The organism is Streptomyces sp. NPDC002144, assembly GCF_053593695.1.
Genome location: NZ_JBSFDB010000020.1, coordinates 169,922 through 186,114, shown reverse-complemented (window position 1 = coordinate 186,114; position 16,193 = coordinate 169,922). Strand labels below are relative to the sequence as shown.

General features: G+C 70.9%; 16 protein-coding genes. 7 read left to right on the top strand and 9 right to left on the bottom strand.

Features of this window, described 5'->3' with window-relative positions:
* Nucleotides 1–169 precede the first annotated feature (169 nt).
* From ACWCQ1_RS28455 to ACWCQ1_RS28430, 6 genes are all read left to right on the top strand, one after another.
* A complete protein-coding gene (locus ACWCQ1_RS28455; protein ID WP_451027658.1) occupies nt 170–2,380 on the top strand; it encodes an MMPL family transporter in 2,211 nt (736 codons plus the stop codon).
* Between the two features lie 157 nt (nt 2,381–2,537).
* Entirely contained in the window at nt 2,538–3,044 is a 507-nt protein-coding gene (locus tag ACWCQ1_RS28450; RefSeq protein ID WP_358592672.1) for a hypothetical protein, read from the top strand.
* A 68-nt stretch (nt 3,045–3,112) separates the two neighbouring features.
* The gene (locus ACWCQ1_RS28445) at nt 3,113–3,673 is read left to right on the top strand and encodes a cysteine hydrolase family protein (RefSeq protein WP_451027657.1); all 561 of its coding nucleotides are present in this window, start codon (nt 3,113–3,115) and stop codon (nt 3,671–3,673) included.
* Between the two features lie 42 nt (nt 3,674–3,715).
* Nucleotides 3,716–4,213: a YbaK/EbsC family protein gene (locus ACWCQ1_RS28440; RefSeq protein ID WP_451027656.1), complete on the top strand. Its 498-nt coding sequence runs from the start codon at nt 3,716–3,718 to the stop codon at nt 4,211–4,213.
* Nucleotides 4,210–5,055, top strand: a complete 846-nt coding sequence (locus ACWCQ1_RS28435; protein ID WP_133045864.1) for a DMT family transporter — start codon at nt 4,210–4,212, stop codon at nt 5,053–5,055. Before ACWCQ1_RS28440 ends, ACWCQ1_RS28435 begins: the two co-directional genes overlap by 4 nt.
* Before the next feature lie 93 nt (nt 5,056–5,148).
* On the top strand, nt 5,149–5,424 hold the full coding sequence (locus tag ACWCQ1_RS28430) for a DUF1876 domain-containing protein (RefSeq protein ID WP_133045865.1): 276 nt from the start codon (nt 5,149–5,151) through the stop codon (nt 5,422–5,424).
* A gap of 43 nt (nt 5,425–5,467) precedes the next feature.
* On the opposite strand, the gene ACWCQ1_RS28425 is transcribed toward ACWCQ1_RS28430, so the two are convergent.
* The 6 genes from ACWCQ1_RS28425 to ACWCQ1_RS28400 all read right to left on the bottom strand — a co-directional run bounded on the left by ACWCQ1_RS28425 (nt 5,468) and on the right by ACWCQ1_RS28400 (nt 10,313).
* Entirely contained in the window at nt 5,468–6,634 is a 1,167-nt protein-coding gene (locus tag ACWCQ1_RS28425) for a serine hydrolase domain-containing protein (protein WP_451027655.1), read from the bottom strand.
* Nucleotides 6,635–6,708: 74 nt separating this feature from the next.
* Nucleotides 6,709–7,179, bottom strand: coding sequence for an organic hydroperoxide resistance protein (locus tag ACWCQ1_RS28420; RefSeq protein ID WP_133045867.1), 471 nt, complete (start codon nt 7,177–7,179; stop codon nt 6,709–6,711).
* A gap of 105 nt (nt 7,180–7,284) precedes the next feature.
* A complete protein-coding gene (locus ACWCQ1_RS28415) occupies nt 7,285–7,740 on the bottom strand; it encodes a MarR family winged helix-turn-helix transcriptional regulator (protein ID WP_358592680.1) in 456 nt (151 codons plus the stop codon).
* Nucleotides 7,737–8,504 (bottom strand): energy-coupling factor ABC transporter ATP-binding protein, encoded by a 768-nt coding sequence (locus ACWCQ1_RS28410; protein ID WP_451027654.1) that lies wholly within the window; start codon nt 8,502–8,504, stop codon nt 7,737–7,739. The genes ACWCQ1_RS28415 and ACWCQ1_RS28410 overlap by 4 nt, the downstream gene beginning before the upstream one ends.
* On the bottom strand, nt 8,492–9,253 hold the full coding sequence (gene cbiQ, locus ACWCQ1_RS28405) for a cobalt ECF transporter T component CbiQ (protein ID WP_358592685.1): 762 nt from the start codon (nt 9,251–9,253) through the stop codon (nt 8,492–8,494). Before cbiQ ends, ACWCQ1_RS28410 begins: the two co-directional genes overlap by 13 nt.
* 1 nt (nt 9,254) lies before the next feature.
* Nucleotides 9,255–10,313: an energy-coupling factor ABC transporter permease gene (locus ACWCQ1_RS28400; protein ID WP_451027653.1), complete on the bottom strand. Its 1,059-nt coding sequence runs from the start codon at nt 10,311–10,313 to the stop codon at nt 9,255–9,257.
* Nucleotides 10,314–10,493: 180 nt separating this feature from the next.
* Between ACWCQ1_RS28400 and ACWCQ1_RS28395 the strand changes: the two genes are divergently transcribed.
* Nucleotides 10,494–10,841, top strand: a complete 348-nt coding sequence (locus ACWCQ1_RS28395; RefSeq protein ID WP_133045872.1) for an SsgA family sporulation/cell division regulator — start codon at nt 10,494–10,496, stop codon at nt 10,839–10,841.
* A gap of 10 nt (nt 10,842–10,851) precedes the next feature.
* On the opposite strand, the gene ACWCQ1_RS28390 is transcribed toward ACWCQ1_RS28395, so the two are convergent.
* The 3 genes from ACWCQ1_RS28390 to ACWCQ1_RS28380 all read right to left on the bottom strand — a co-directional run bounded on the left by ACWCQ1_RS28390 (nt 10,852) and on the right by ACWCQ1_RS28380 (nt 16,097).
* Nucleotides 10,852–12,528: a penicillin-binding transpeptidase domain-containing protein gene (locus tag ACWCQ1_RS28390; RefSeq protein WP_358592690.1), complete on the bottom strand. Its 1,677-nt coding sequence runs from the start codon at nt 12,526–12,528 to the stop codon at nt 10,852–10,854.
* A gap of 93 nt (nt 12,529–12,621) precedes the next feature.
* Entirely contained in the window at nt 12,622–14,247 is a 1,626-nt protein-coding gene (locus ACWCQ1_RS28385; protein ID WP_451027652.1) for a penicillin-binding transpeptidase domain-containing protein, read from the bottom strand.
* A gap of 110 nt (nt 14,248–14,357) precedes the next feature.
* The gene (locus ACWCQ1_RS28380; RefSeq protein WP_451027651.1) at nt 14,358–16,097 is read right to left on the bottom strand and encodes a dolichyl-phosphate-mannose--protein mannosyltransferase; all 1,740 of its coding nucleotides are present in this window, start codon (nt 16,095–16,097) and stop codon (nt 14,358–14,360) included.
* Nucleotides 16,098–16,193: the final 96 nt, after the last annotated feature.

The window sequence follows — 16,193 nt, the reverse complement described above, 5'->3', positions numbered from 1 at the left end:
GACGCCGTGGTGCTCCCCGCCCTAGGCGCCTGACCTCTCTCCACCCTCCCCACCCTCTCCCCAGCACCTGACGTCACCGCTCACGTCGTCGGGACGATCACCCCTGCCTCCCCGCGGGTGATCACCCCTGCCCTGAAAGACCCCACGACCTGACCGGGAGTACGCCTCCGTGGCCACGTTCCTCTATCGACTCGGCCGGTTCGCCTTCAGGCGACGGCATTTCGTCGCCCTGTTCTGGGTGGCCCTGCTGACCCTGGCGGGGGTCGCTGCGGCCAGTGCCCCCTCCGCCGGCTCCACCTCCTTCTCGATCCCCGGCACCGAAGCGCAGAAGGCCTTCGACCTGCTGGACCAGCGCTTCCCCGGCACGAGCTCCGACGGCGCCACCGCGCGGGTCGTCTTCAAGGCGCCGGCCGGCGAGAAGATGACCGACGCCGGCAACAAGGCGACCGTCGAGAAGACGGTGAAGGAGCTGGCCGACGGCTCCGAGGTCACCTCGGTCGACGACCCGTTCAAGCAGCACGCCGTCAGCAAGGACGGCACGGTCGCCTACGCCTCCGTGCGGTACGACAAATCCGGCATGGAGCTCAAGGACGCCTCCCGCACCGCCCTGGAGGACACCGCCCAGCAGGCGCGGGACGCCGGGCTGAGTGTCGAGGTCGGCGGTGACGCGCTGCAGTCCGGGGCCGAGGCGGGGGCGGCCGGCGAGGTCGTCGGCCTCGTCATCGCCGCGATCGTCCTCGTCATCACCCTGGGCTCGCTCGTCGCGGCCGGACTGCCGCTGCTGACGGCGATCATCGGCGTCGGCATCGGCGTCTCCACCATCACCGCGCTCGCCAAGACCCTCGACCTCGGCGACACCACCTCCACGCTGGCGCTGATGATCGGCCTGGCGGTCGGCATCGACTACGCCCTGTTCATCGTCTCCCGCTACCGCGGCGAGCTGGCCGAGGGCCGCGACCGCGAGGAGGCGGTCGGCCGCGCCGTGGGCACCTCCGGCTCGGCGGTGGTCTTCGCGGGCCTCACCGTCGTGATCGCGCTGGCGGGCCTGTCGGTCGTCGGTGTCCCGATGCTGACCAAGATGGGCCTCGCGGCGGCGGGCACGGTCGTGGTTGCCGTCCTCATCGCCCTCACCATGATCCCGGCGCTGCTCGGCTACGCGGGCCGGCGGGTACGGGCGGCGGGCGAGAAGCGGCGCAAGAAGGCCTCCGACGCGCCCGGCAGGCCCGGTCTCGGCGAGCGCTGGGCGAGCTTCGTCGTCCGCCGTCCCGCCGCCGTCCTGCTGCTCGGCGTGGTCGGCCTCGGCGCCGTCGCCGTACCCGCCACCCAGCTCGAACTGGGCCTGCCCGACGACGGCTCCCAGCCGACGTCCACCACCCAGCGCCGCGCCTACGACCTGCTGTCGGAGGGCTTCGGGCCGGGCTTCAACGGGCCTCTGCTGATCGTCACCGACGCCAAGGACAGCGCAGACCCCAAGGCGGCGGCCTCCCGGGTGACCGACGCGATCAAGGGCCTCGGGGACGTCGCCGCGGTGACTCCGGCGCACTTCAACGACGCCGGCGACACCGCGATGATCACCGTCGTCCCCAAGTCCAAGCCGTCCTCGGTCCAGACCGAGGACCTCGTCCACGCCATCCGTGACAAGGGCGTGGGCATCAAGGCCGACACGGACGCGAAGGTGCTGGTCACCGGCACCACCGCGATGAACATCGACTTCTCGCAGAAGCTCAACGACGCCCTGATCCCGTATCTGGGCCTGGTGGTGGGGCTCGCCTTCCTGCTGCTGATCGTGGTCTTCCGCTCGATCCTGGTCCCGCTGAAGGCGGCCCTCGGCTTCCTGCTCAGCGTGCTCGCCGCGCTCGGCGCCGTGGTCGCGGTCTTCCAGTGGGGCTGGCTCGGCGGGCTCCTCGGGGTCGACCAGACCGGCCCGATCATGTCGATGATGCCGATCTTCATGGTGGGCGTGGTCTTCGGTCTCGCGATGGACTACGAGGTGTTCCTCGTGACCCGGATGCGGGAGGCGTACGTCCACGGCGAGACGCCCGGCCAGGCCGTGGTCACCGGGTTCCGGCACAGCGCCCGGGTGGTGGCGGCCGCCGCGGTCATCATGATGGCCGTCTTCGGAGGGTTCATCAGCTCCAGCGAGTCCATGATCAAGATGATCGGCTTCGGCCTCGCGATCGCGGTCTTCTTCGACGCGTTCGTCGTCCGCATGGCGATCGTCCCGGCGGTGCTGGCGCTGCTCGGCCGCAGGGCCTGGTGGCTGCCGAAGTGGCTGGACCGGGCGCTGCCCAACGTGGACGTCGAGGGCGAGGGTCTGAAGACCCTGGACGGGACGAAGGACATCGACCCGGACGAGGAGCGGGAGCTGGTACGGGCCTGAGCCTTCCCGGAGTCGGCGGCGGCCTCCTGAGCTGCGGGGTGTAGTGCGCTACACCCCGGGTTCGGGAGGCCGCTCCCTCGTTGTGCGGGGCGCCGGACGGGATCGTGGATCACGTCGGCGGTTCCGCCGGCGGACCCCCTCCCGAAAGGCCCCTCCCATGCGGCACGCCCGGTCCACGACGTCCGTCACCACGTCCGTCAGCACGTCCGTCACCCCTTCCTTCACCGCCACCGTCCGCAAGGCCGTCGCCGACGCCCTGCTGTGGGGGTTGTTCGTGGCCGGCCTCGTCGCGAGCACGGCGGCCGGGGCGGTGTTCGACGGCACCGCCAAGAACGCCGTGAGCGGGGCCGGGGCGGTCGTCGCCCTGCTGGCGGGCTCGCGGATCGCGAAGAAGCCGCGCGTCAAGGCGTTCCTGGGCCGCCCCGGCACGCTGTGGTTCCTGTTCCTCTTCAACGGCGGTACGGCCGCGGTGCTGTACTTCACGATGGACGGCGTCAAGGGCGTCCTCGCCGCCGCGATGATGGGCCTGGTCTCCTTGGGCGCGGCGGGCGGCCTGGTCGCGGGACGCCGGGGGCGGGTGGCGCGGGGTCGGGCGGCGCGGGCGCAGGCGGTGGGGGAGGCAGCGGTGGGGGAGACGGCGGCCGCGGACGCTCCGTGGGCTTGAGGCGTGGGCGCGTGCTCCCGGGGCCTGATGGGGGGCGATTGTCAGTGGCCCCGTCTAGCGTGACCCCCATGACCACATTTCAGGAACGGCCCAACACCGCCCTGCTGGTGATCGACGTCCAGCAGGGCGTCGTGGCGTCCGCGCACGAGCGGGACACCGTCGTCGCCAACATCGCCGCGCTCGTCGACAAGGCCCGCGCCGAGGACGTCCCGGTCGTCTGGGTCCAGCACTCCGACGAAGGGCTCGAGAAGGGCAGCGACGACTGGCAGTACGTGCCCGAGCTGCCGCGCCGCGACTCCGAGCCCCTCGTGCACAAGAACTACGGAGACTCCTTCGAGGCCACCGACCTCGAGCGGGTCCTCGCCGAGGCGGGGGTCGGCCACCTCGTGGTCACGGGCGCGGAGACGGACGCGTGCATACGCTCTACGATCCACGGGGCGTTCGTCCGGGGCTACGACGTCACCCTCGTCGCCGACGCGCACACCGCCAACGACCAGCGCGAGTGGGGCGCACCGCCGCCGGACCAGGTCATCGCCCACACGAACCTGTACTGGCGCTGGCAGGGGGCGCCGGGGCGGACGGCGGCGGTGACCGAGACGAAGGCCGTGACGTTCGGTCCGCTCGGATAACCCGGTCGCCTGCCGCATACACGGACCGCTAGCGTGCCGTTCATGACGGCTTTGGAATCGGCAGCCCATCCACGTTTCGCCGCGGCTCTCAAGGAACTCGGCCTCGACGACCTCAATGCCCGCGTCCGCCGTTTCCCGGAGGCGACCCGCACCGCGGCGGAGGCCGCCGAGGCCATCGGGTGCGAGCTGAGCCAGATCTGCAAGTCGCTGATCTTCGCGGCGGACGGGGTGCCGGTGCTGGTCCTGATGGACGGGGCCTCCCGGGTCGACGTCGAGCTGGTGCGCGCGGAACTCGGCGCCGGGAAGGTGATGCGGGCCAAGGCGGAGGTCGTGCGGGAGACCACCGGGTACGCGATCGGCGGTGTGCCGCCCTTCGGGCACCTGACCAGGACGCGGGTACTGGCGGACCGTTCACTGCTCGCGCACGACGTGGTGTGGGCGGCGGCCGGGACGCCGTACAGCGTCTTCCCGATGGAACCCAAGGACCTCGTGGCCCACGCCGGCGCCACCCTCGTGGACGTGCGCGAGCGCACCTCGTGACGCCGCTGGTCGCCTCGGCCGTCCTGGCCGCCGCGGTCACGCACGCCAGCTGGAACGCGATCGCCCACCGCATCACCGACAAGCTGGTCGGCTTCACCCTCATCGCGGGCGGCGGATCGCTGATCGGGCTGGCGATGATGCCGTTCGTCCCGGTCCCGGCGGGGGGCGCCTGGCCCTACCTGGCCGTCTCGGCGGTCATCCACCTCGCCTACTACATGCTGCTGATGAAGTCCTTCCGCCTCGGTGACTTCGGACAGGCGTACCCGATCGCCCGCGGCACCGCGCCCCTGGTGGTCACGCTGCTCGCCGCCCTCTTCGCGCACGAGGTGCCCGACGGCTGGGCCGCGGCCGGCATCGCCCTGTCCAGCGCGGGCCTGACCGGGGTCGCCCTGTGGGGCCTGCGCGGCAGCCGGCCCAACTGGGCGGCGATCGGCGCGGCCCTCGCGACCGGTCTGACCATCGCCGGATACACGGTCGTCGACGGCCTCGGCGTACGCGCCTCCGGCTCCTCCCTCGGCTACATCGCCTGGCTGATGGCGGTGGAGGGCGTGGCGATCCCCGCGTACGCCCTGTACCGCTGGCGGGATCAGTTCACCACCGTCCTACGGCCGTTCGCCGCGGTCGGCCTCCTCGGCGCCGCGCTGTCCGTGCTCGCGTACGGGCTGGTCCTGTGGGCCCAGACGAAGGCGGAACTGGCCCCGATCGCGGCCCTGCGCGAGTCGTCGATCATCGTCGGCGCCGCCATCGGCGCGGTGTTCTTCAAGGAGCGCTTCGGCGCGCCCCGGATGGCGGCGGCGGTGCTGCTGGTGGCGGGGATCGGGTTGATGCTGCGGGCCGGTTAGCGGGGGAGCGATGCTGTCGGGGAATGGCGGAGTGTGGTGCGTTCGGGGCCTGCGAGGAGCACTCTGGAAGCAGGTGTTCCGGAGGTGATCGTCATGATGCACACCACTGTGGGATGGCATGTCGAGCTGGAGTTCCGGGAGGACGATCTGCACACCGAGGCGGTCGCGCTGGTCCGGCTGCCGGACGGGAGCGAGGTACGGGCCCACGGACACGCGACCCGCCACCACACCGACTCCCACCAACCGAGGGTGGGTGAGGAGATCGCCGGTGCGCGGGCGTTGAACGAGATCGCGATGCAACTGCTGACCAAGGCTCACGGGGAGATCGACTCGGCTTCGGGGCGGACGTCGCATCCGATCCACGTGTGAGGGGCGCTGTGTGACGGCGCGTCGGCCGTGAGCTTCCTGGCCCCTATGCCGTTACGACGTCCCGTAGCGCCCGTACCAGCGCCTGCGCCCTGGGATCGGCCGTCACGCTCTTCCTGAAGCCGTTGGTCACATAGCCGAAGGCGATGCCGGTCTCCGGGTCGGCGAAGCCGAGGGCGCCGCCGCGGCCGGGATGACCGAAGGAGGAGGGGGTCAGGAGCGGGGACGCGGCGCCGTGCAGCATGTAGCCGAGGCCGAAGCGGGTGTTCACGACCAGCACACGGTCGGGCCCGGCGCTGCGCCCGGCGCGGGCGAGTTCCGTCGTCTCCGGGGTGAACAGCCGTGTGCCGCCGTCCACTTCGCCGGTCAGCGACGCGTAGAAACGAGCCAGCCCTTCCGCCGTCGCGATGCCGTTGGAGGCGGGGAGGGCGGCGGCACGGTAGGCGGGGTCGTTCTCGTCGGGGAGCGGGGTGATGGCGGCGAAGGCGCGGCGGGTGAGGGAGCCGGGGTCGGCGTAGGCGTCGGCGACGGCCCGTTTGGGGCGCGTGCGCAGCACACCGGCCGCCTCCGCCGGGGGCTCGGCCTCGCCCACGCGGCCCACCCTGGCCTTCTGACCGTCCGGCAGGCCGAGCCAGAGGTCCGCGCCGACCGGGCCCGCGATCTCGGCGGCGATCCACTCGCCGATCTCCCGGCCGGTGATCCGCCGCACCAGCTCACCGGTCAGCCAGCTGTACGTCTGCGCGTGATAGCCGTGCTCCGCCCCCGGCTCCCACACCGGCGCCTGCGCCGCGACCGCCTCCGCGCCGAGCACCGGGTCCGCGGCCTGGGCGGGCGTCAGCGGGTGATCCAGCACGGGAACGCCGGCCCGGTGCGCCAGAAGGTGCCACACACGGGTGCGCTCCTTCCCGGCCGCCTTGAACTCCGGCCAGTACTCTCCGACGGGCGCGTCCAGGTCCAGCTCTCCGCGCTGGTGCAGCAGCAGGAGTACGGCGGCGGCGACGCCCTTGGTCGCCGAGCGCACGATCTGCGCGGTGCCGTGCTCCCACGGTTCGGCGCCGTCGACGTCCTTGGTGCCGCCCCACAGGTCGACGACCTTGTGCCCGTTCCGGTACACGGCCACCGCCGCGCCCCGGTCCCCGAGCACCTCGAAGTTCCGGACGAAGGTTTCCCGGACCGGCTCGAAGCCCTCGGCGACCGCGCCGTTCACGTCCACGCCCGCACTCTCCTCCGGATCGCCTGCGACTGTGGGGTCAACACCCCCGCACAGCCTGCGATTCCCGGGTGTCGCTACCCCAACAGGATCGTTACGTCGATGTTGCCGCGTGTCGCGTTCGAGTACGGGCACACCTCGTGCGCCGCGTCCACCAGCTTCGCGGCGATGTCCGGGTCCAGGACGGGCAGCGAGACGCTGAGGGCGACCGCGAGGCCGTAGCCGCGGTGCTTGTTCGGGCCGATGCCGACCTTCGCGGCGACGGTCGAACCGGTCAGGTCGTAGCCTTCGCGGTTGCCGACGAGGATCAGCGCGTTGTGGAAGCAGGAGCTGTAGCCGGCCGCGAAGAGCTGCTCGGGGTTGGTGCCGTTGCCGTCCCCGCCGAGCTGCGGCGGCATCGCGACCTTCAGCTCGATCTGGCCGTCCTGACTGGTGACATAGCCGTCCCGGCCGCCGTGCGCGGTCGCCTCGGCGACGTACATGATCTTTGTCGGACGGGTGTCGACGGCTGCGTCGACGGCTGTGTCGACGGCGGTGTCGTCACTCATGGCTGGCCCCCCACATCAAGTGCGCGCGAGTACATCGTGCACAAGGTACTGGCCGGTAGGTCGGAGGTGGGTTACCGGGGGGTAGCGACCGGGGGTAACCCGAGGTCAGGGGGTGACGGTGCGGGCGAGCCGCCACAACTCCTCGCGCAACTTCGCGACCCCCGCGGTGTCCAGACCGGTGGCCGTGAGGAGTGCGCCGGGGACGCGCGCCGCGCGCTCCCTCAGCTCCTCTCCACGCCCCGTGCACGCGACGAGCACCGAGCGCTCGTCATGGGCCGCGCGCTCCCGGCGCACGACCCCGGCGCTCTCCAGCCGCTTGAGCAACGGCGACACCGTGCCGTAGTCGAGGCGCAGCGCGGCGGCGAGCTCCTTCACCGTCGTCTCGCCGCGCTCCCACAGCACGAGCAGGACGAGATACTGCGGATAGGTGAGGCCGAGTTCCTCCAGCACCGGGCGGTACGCGGCCGTCACGGCGCGCTGGGCGGCGTACAGCGCGAAGCACAGCTGGTCGTCGAGGAGCAGCGACCCGACGGCTAGTTCGTCCTCGTCCTGGTTCGTCACGCGCCCATTGTCACGGACCGCGGGTCGAAGCCGAAGGGCAGTTCCAGGCGGTGGGCGCGCATGAGGGTGTCGTCGGAGAGGAGTTCGCCGGTGGGGCCGTCCGCGGCGATGACGCCGTCGCTGAGGATCAGGGAGCGCGGGCACAGCTCCAGGGCGTACGGCAGGTCGTGCGTGACCATGAGGACGGTGACGTCCAACGCGCGCAGGATGTCGGCCAGTTCGCGGCGGGAGGCGGGGTCGAGGTTGGAGGAGGGCTCGTCCAGGACGAGGATCTCCGGTTCCATGGCGAGGACGGTCGCCACCGCGACCCGGCGGCGCTGCCCGAAGGAGAGGTGGTGCGGGGGCCGGTCCGCGAAGTCCTCCATGCCGACCTTTATCAGCGCCGCACGCACGCGTGCCTCGAGTTCCGTGCCCTTGACCCCGGCCGCCGCGGGCCCGAAGGCCACGTCCTCGCGGACCGTCGGCATGAAGAGCTGGTCGTCCGGGTCCTGGAAGACGATGCCGACCCGGCGCCGGATCTTCGCCATGTGCCGCTTGCCCACGGGCAGCCCGGCGACCGTCACCGTGCCCGCGCCGCCGGTCAGGATGCCGTTGAGGTGCAGGACGAGGGTGGTCTTGCCGGCGCCGTTCGGGCCGAGCAGCGCGACCCGTTCGCCGCGCGCGACGGTGAAGTCCACGCCGAACAGGGCCTGGTGGCCGTCGGGGTAGGCGAAGGCGAGGCCGGAGACCTCCAGGGAGGCGGGAGCAGTGGTCACAGGGTCCATCCCAGCAGGCAGACGACAAGGGCGGCGAAAGGCAGCGCGAGGGCGTACGACCACTGCGCGCGGGACGCGGTCACCTCGTCGATGACCGGCATCGCACCGGCGTACCCGCGGCTGATCATGGCCAGATGGACGCGCTCCCCGCGCTCGTAGGAGCGGATGAACAGGGCGCCCGCGCTCTTCGCGAGCACCCCCCAGTGCCGCACGCCCCGCGCCTCGAACCCCCGCGACTCCCGTGCGATCCGCATCCGCCGCATCTCGTCCGTGATGACGTCGCCGTAACGGATCATGAAGGACGCGATCTGGACCAGCAGCGGCGGGAGCTTCAGCCGCTGCAGGCCGAGGAGGAGTTCGCGCAGTTCGGTGGTGGACGCCAGGAGCACGGACGCGGCGACGCCCAGCGTGCCCTTGGCGAGCACGTTCCACGCGCCCCACAGGCCGTTCACGCTCAGGGACAGCCCGAGGACATCCACCCGTTCGCCCTCAGCCACGAACGGCATCAGCACCGCGAAGGCCACGAACGGCACCTCGATCAGCAGCCGCTTCAGCAGGAACCCGGCCGGCACGCGCGCGTGGTTCGCGACGACGCCCAGCAGGACGGCGTACACGCCGAACGCCCACATCGCCTCGCGCGGGGTCGACACGACGACCACCACGAACCCGAAGGCGGCGGCCAGCTTGGTGTGGGGCGGCAGGGCGTGCACGGGGGAGTGCCCGTGCCGGTAGAGCCGGTGTGCGTGTCCCGCGCCCATGTCAGACGGCGCTCGTGCTCGTCGGTGAGACGTCCGGCGTACGCCGTCGGCGCACGACCCAGAACACCGCGCTCCCCGCGACCACGGTCATGCCCACGCCGATCACGCCCGCCAGCCCCCCGGACAGGCGGGCGTTCTCGACGTCCTTCACCCCGTAGTCGGCAAGAGGGGAGTCCGCCGACGCGTGCTTCTCGGTCCTGCTGTCCAGGCCCTTGTCATGGGCGACCTTCTCCAGGCCGTCGGGGTTGGAGGAGGCGTAGAAGCTGACGACGCCGGCGAGGACGAGGGAGGTGGCAAGGCCGGTGATCCACAGCGCGCGGCGGGAGGTGCGCGCCGCGAGGGGCGCCGTGCGCGCCCCATCGGGCGCGGGCACGTCGACCAGCGCGCCGTCCACCCGCAGCTTGAGTCGCTGGCGCAGGCCGCGCGCGCCGTGCACGAGATCCGGGCGCACGGCGATCACCGCGCCCACCGTGAGCGCCGTGATGACCGCCTCGCCGAGGCCGATCAGCACGTGCACGCCGATCATCGCGGTGGCGACCTTGCCGAGGGAGACGTCGGTGGTGCCGCCGACGGCGTAGATCAGCGTGAAGGCGACCGCGGCGGCAGGCACGGAGACCAGCGCGGCGACGAAGGACGCGACCGTGACCGAGCGCCGCCCGCGCGGGAGCCCCTTCACCAGGACGCCGAAGACGGCGTACGAGACGACGGTCGTGACGATCGCCATGTCGGTGATGTTCACACCGAGCGCGGTCAGTCCGCCGTCCGCGAAGAGGATGCCCTGCATGAGCAGCACCACGGACACGCACAGCACCCCGGTGAAGGGCCCCACGAGGATCGCGGCCAGCGCACCTCCCAGCAGATGGCCGCTGGTCCCCGCGGCGACGGGGAAGTTCAGCATCTGTACGGCGAAGATGAACGCGGCGACCAGTCCGGCCAGCGGTGCCGTGCGCTCGTCCAGTTCCCGGCGCGCACCGCGCAGGCTCACCGCGACCGCGGCGGCGGCGACCACGCCGGTCGCGGCGGAGGTGGGGGCGTCGATGAATCCGTCAGGTACATGCACCGTTCGATCATAGAGGGTTATTGCGAACTCTTTGCAAGAACCATGAAGTCGTGGATCGCGCGGTGACCGTGCTGTGAGATGCCCGACGTCAAGGGGCGTGTTTGGGAAAATATGGGACATTGGAGAGGGGGTGGACGCACAGCTTCCACACAGGTAACGCAGCGTGAGAGGGCCGTCACGATGTCCGTAGTCGAACAGTACGCACGAGCCCACATCGTCACGGACGCCGCGATACCGGAGGACGAGACGATTCCCGTCGTCCTGCGCTACGACCCCGACTCCGACCCGCGCTCGGTACGGGTCAGGCTTCCCGGGACGCACGAGTGGACGTTCTCGCGCTCCCTCCTCGAACAGGGTCTGCGGGCCCCGGCCGGCAGCGGCGAGGTCCGCGTCTGGCCGTGCGGGCGGGTGCAGGCCGTAGTGGAACTGCACTCAGCCCAGGGCGTCTCGGTCGTGCAGTTCGAGACCAAGACCCTGATGAGGTTCCTGCGCCGCACCTACCTGGCGACGGCGCCGGTCACAAGCTGACCGCGGCCGTTCAGCCGCCCATCCTCAGCAGCGCCGCCACCATCGGTCCCGCCGTGTCGCCGCCGTGGCCGCCCGCCTGGACCACACCCGCCGCGACGAGGTCGCCGCGGTACGCCGTGAACCAGCCGTTCGGCTTCTTCTGGCCGTCGACCTCCGCGGAGCCCGTCTTGGCGCCGTAGTTCGGGCCGAGACCCGCCATCGCCTTGGCGGCCGTGCCGTACGCCGCCGTGTACTGCATGACCTCCTTCAGCTCGGCCTGCGTCTGCGCGGACATCGTGCGCGAGGCCTTCGCCAGGGTGCGGTGGTCGACGCTCGGGGAGACCAGGTACGGCTGGCGGAAGACGCCCGACTCGACCGTGGCCGCCACCGAGGCCATGTTCAGCGGGTTCATCCGCACCCCGCCCTGCCCGATCAGCGAGGCGCCCATCTGCGCCCCGCTCTGGACCGGGATGGAGCCGTCGAAGGTCGGGACGCCGATGGCCCAGTTGTTCATGCCGAGGCCGTAGACCTGCTGGGCCTCCTCCGTCAGGGAGCTGTTGGTCAGCTTCGGGGCGAAGTTGATGAAGGCGTTGTTGCAGGAGGCGCCGAAGGCCAGCTTGAAGGAGCCCTGCTTGATCTCGGAGTCGTCGTCGTTGTGGAAGGTCCACCCGGCGAGCTTGTAGGTCTTGGGGCAGGGATGCGAGGCATCCGGGGTGATCAGGTTCTTCTCGAACAGCATCGTCGAGGTCACGATCTTCATCGTGGAGCCGGGTGCCAGCGAGCCCTGGAAGGCCACGTTGAAGCCGTGGGAGGCGTTCGCGACGGCGAGGATCTCACCCGTCGACGGGCGCATCACCACCACCGACGACTTCGCCTGCTTGGTCACCTGCTGCTCGGCCGCGGCCTGGAACGTCGGGCTGAGCGTCGTCTTCACCGAACCCGGCGTGCCCTTGGTCAGCGTCAGCAGCGTCTTGTCGGACAGCTTGGCCTTCTTGGACGCCGTACCCCGCAGCACGTCCAGCTCGACGCCCGCCTTGCCGCCGGCGATCTTGCCGTACTTCTCGCGCAGGCCGTCCAGGACGGGCCCAAGGGACGGGTACTTGGCGGTCGTCAGCTCGCCGCCGTCACGGTCGTACGCCTTGACGGGCGGGGTCCCGGACTCGCCGGTGACCAGCTTGTCGCCGTCCTCGAGGTCGGGGTGGACGACCGCGGCGTGCCAGTCGACCAGCGGCTTGCCGTCCGCCTTGTTCCGTACGACCGTCAGCGCGCTCTGGTAGGCGAGCGGCTTGCTGGTGCCCTTGTACGACACCGTGCCCTTCACGGAGAAGGGCACCTTGTCGCCGACGCGCGTGCCGGGGGTGAGCGTGACACCCGTGATGTGGGCGTCCTTGGTGTACCCGGTCAGCAGCGAGCCGGCCGCGGTGGCGTCGTTCGTGACGGCGGCGGCCTGCGCGGCCTTCCCCTGCTGCCAGGAGGTGAGGAACTTCGTGGCGGTCGTCTGGACCTCGGCCGCGGACAGCGGGCCGGTCTTGACGGCCTTGTGGTCGGCGCCCGAGGACGACGAGCCCGCCCGGTCGTCGGCCGCGGCCCCGCCGCCCCACAGCGCGTAGACGCCGAAGGCGGCGCCGCCGACGACCACGGCGATCATCCCGCCGACGACGGCGGGCCCGGTCTTCCGCCGCTCGGCGACGCGCCTTCTGTTGCCCACGTTCCCGTTCCTCCGAGAATTCCCAGGGTCCCCGTTGCCCTCATCCATCCCAACGACGACAACAGCCTAGAGTCCCGTCCTGCGCGGGTGACATCAGCCGGCACTCCGTAGCACAGCTGCGACAATCGGACCGGCCGCCGTCCCGCCGTGGCCGCCCTCCTCGGTCATGGCCGCCGCGGCGACGTCGTTGCGGAAACCGGTGAACCAACTGTTCGACACGGTCTGTCCGTCGACCTCGGCGGAACCGGTCTTCGCGCCGATGTCACCGCCGAGCCCGGCCATCGCCTGGGCGGCCGTCCCCTGCGTCGCGGTGAGCCGCATCATCTGCTTGAGCTGGGACGACGTACTCGCGGACAGACCCTTGGCGGTGGCGAGTTCGCGGTCGTCGAGCTTGGGGGAGACCAGGTAGGGCTGGCGGAAGGTGCCCGTGACGGCGGTCGCCGTGACCGAGGCCATGTTCAACGGGCTCATCTGCACCTGCCCCTGGCCGATCGCGTTCGCCGCCCGGTCCGGGCCGCTGACCGTGGGGATCTTGCCGTCGAAGGAGACGATGCCCGTCTTCCAGTTGTTCTGCCCGAGCCCGAACCGGTCCTGGGCCTCCTGCGTGAGCGAGGAGTCGGTGAGCGGCTTCTCGTCGATGAGCTTGATGAAGGCCGTGTTGCAGGAGCGCATGAAGCTGTTGGCGAGCGTGGCGTTCTCGTTGGGCTGAAGCCCCTTGAGGTTGGTGAAGGTCTGGCTCTGCCAGGTGGCGGAGGGCGGGCAGGGTGCCGGGCCGTTCATCGAGGTCACGCCGTTGTCGATGAGCATCGCGGCCGTGATGATCTTCATGGTGGAGCCCGGCGCGACCTCGCCCTCGAAGGCCGCGTTGAACTGGTCCTTGCGGTTGTTGGCCACCGCCAGCACCTCACCGGTGCTGGGCTTGACGGCCACCACCGACGACTGGGCGAACTTCTTCACCGCCTTCTCGGCCGCCGCCTGCGCGCTCGCGCTGATCGTGGTCCGCAGCTCGCCCGCCCTGCCCTTGGCGAGGGTCAGCAGCGAGGTGTCGGCCACGCCCTCGGCCTGGTGGTGGATCGCCAGTTCGATCCCGGGCGTGCCACCCGCCTTGTCGCCGTAACGCTGGCGCAGCGTGTCGAGGATCACCCCGAGCGAGGGGTACCTCTCCTTGGTCAGCACGGTGCCGTTGCGGTCCACCGCCTCGATCTCGGGGCTCGCCGAGGGGCCGGTGACCAGGGTGTCGCCCGCCTTCATCTGCGGATGGAGGACCGACGGCTGCCAGTCCACCAGCGCCCGCCCGGTGGTCTTCCCGCGCACCACCGTCAGCTCGCTCTTGTACGTCAGCGGCTTGGACTTGTTCTCGTACGACACCGTCGCCTTCACCGTGAACGGCACCGTCGCGCCGGTCGCCGCGCCGGGCGTGATGTTCACGTTCTCGATGTGCGCGGTCTCGCCGTAGGCCGCGAGCAGCGGCTCGGCCGTCGTCTGGTTGTTCGTGTACATCGCCGCCTGCGCCGCCTGTCCCTTCTGCCAGGCCGCGAAGAACTTGGCCGACGCCTCCTTGATCTCGTCGGCGCTCGGCGGTCCCGTCTTCACGCTCGCCGCCCCCGAGCCCCCGTCGTCGTTCAGCGCGGACACGATGTTGTAGCCGGCGTATCCCGCGCCGCCGACCATCACCGCGAACACGCCGCCTATGACCGCGGCCTTGACCCCCTTGGGCATGAAAGGTCCCTCCCCGTTTCCCCGTTGCGGTTCTCGCACTGTATGGGGCAGGAGGGGGAGCTGTGAGGGAGGTTTCCGTATGTTGTCCGGCCAGGGAGGCGGAAGGTCCGCTATACCCAGGTATCGAGCCACATACGTGAACGCCAGTCGTCGATCGGGATCGCCGTTCCGGTGTACAGCGGCCAGAAGTAGATGAAGTTCCACGTGATCAGCAGGACCAGGACGCCCGCGCCCGTCGCGCCCGCCACCCGTCGGGTGTCGGTGGAGCCGGGTGGGCCGACGATCGCGCCCAGCAGCATCGCCACCGCCAGGCACAGGAACGGCACGAACACGACGGCGTAGAAGAAGAAGATCGTCCGGTCCTGGTACATGAACCACGGCAGCCAGCCCGCCGCGACCCCGCAGGCGATGGCGCCCGCCCGCCAGTCGCGGCGGAAGAACCAGCGCCACAGCACGTACAGCAGCGCGAACGCGGCCACCCACCACAGCAGCGGCGTGCCGATCGCGAGGACCTCACGGGCGCACTTCTGGCCGGCGTCGGCGGGGCAGCCGTCCTGGCCGGGCGAGGGGGACTCGTAGAAGAACGACACCGGGCGGCCGTCGACGATCCAGCTCCAGGGGTTGGACATGTACGTGTGCGGCGAGTGCAGGTTGACGTGGAACTCGTAGACCTCGTGCTCGTAGTGCCACAGGCTGCGCAGCCAGTCCGGCAGGAAGGTCCAGTGGCCGCCCTTGCCGTCGGTGGCGGCCCAGTTGCGGAAGTAGCCGCCGGAGCCGTTGGCGGGGGAGAGGATCCAGGCGGTCCAGGAGGCGACGTAGGTCACGACGGCGACCGTGGACATCACCGTCCACGAGATGAGCGACTCGGCGACGAACATCCGGGACAGGCGGTGCCGGGATCCCGCCACCTTGCGGGAGCCGACGTCCCACAGGACGGTGAGCAGGATGAACGCGGCCAGGATGTACATCGCGTTCCACTTGGTGCCGATGGCGAGTCCCATCAGCAGGGCCGCCGCCCAGCGCCAGGGGCGCAGCCCCAGCCACGTGGTCTCGGCGATGTGCGCGTCCGGGCGGACATGGCCGTCGGCGTCCGGCTGGAGCGCCGCCGCGAGTTTCTCCCGTGCCTTGTCCCGGTCGATCACCAGGCAGCCGAACGCCGCCAGCACGAAGAACATCAGCACGCCGTCGAGGAGCGAGGTGCGGCTCATGACGTAGTGCAGGCCGTCCACGGCCATCAGACCGCCGGCGAGGCAGCCGAGGAAGGTCGAGCGGAAGATGCGGCGGCCGATCCGGCACAGCATCAGCACCGACAGCGTGCCGAGCAGCGCGGTCATGAACCGCCAGCCGAACGGGTTGAACCCGAACATCAGCTCGCCCAGACCGATCACGTACTTGCCGACCGGGGGGTGCACCACGTACGCGGCGTCCGCCGGGATGGTGACGTGCCCGTGCGAGGACAGGATCAGGTCGTTGGCGTTCTTGTCCCAGTTGACCTCGAAGCCGCGGTGGACGAGCGCCCAGGAGTCCTTGGCGTAGTACGTCTCGTCGAATATCACCGCCTTCGGACTGCCCAGGTTCCAGAACCGCAGCACTCCCGCCACCAGCGTGACCAGCAGCGGACCGCCCCAGCCCGACCAGCGCGCGATCCGCCCGGCGAGCATCGGCGGCACCCCGAGGACCTGCCACAGCCGCGGACTGGGCTGGACGTACGGCGGCACCAGGCGCTCGCGGACATCGCTTCTGGGCGGCGCGGCATAGCCGAAACGGCGCAGCCGCTGCTGCCACGACGGCCGCTGGTCCTGCGGGCTCTGGCCTTGCCGGGTGTCCGGGGAGGACGCGGTACTGGTCACCGCGCCATCGTAGGGAACCGTTCTGTGTGAGTCCCGTGCATGGCAGGTAAGGGATCGAACGCGTTCCCTTCCGGCCGGTCCTGGGAGGATGGGGGC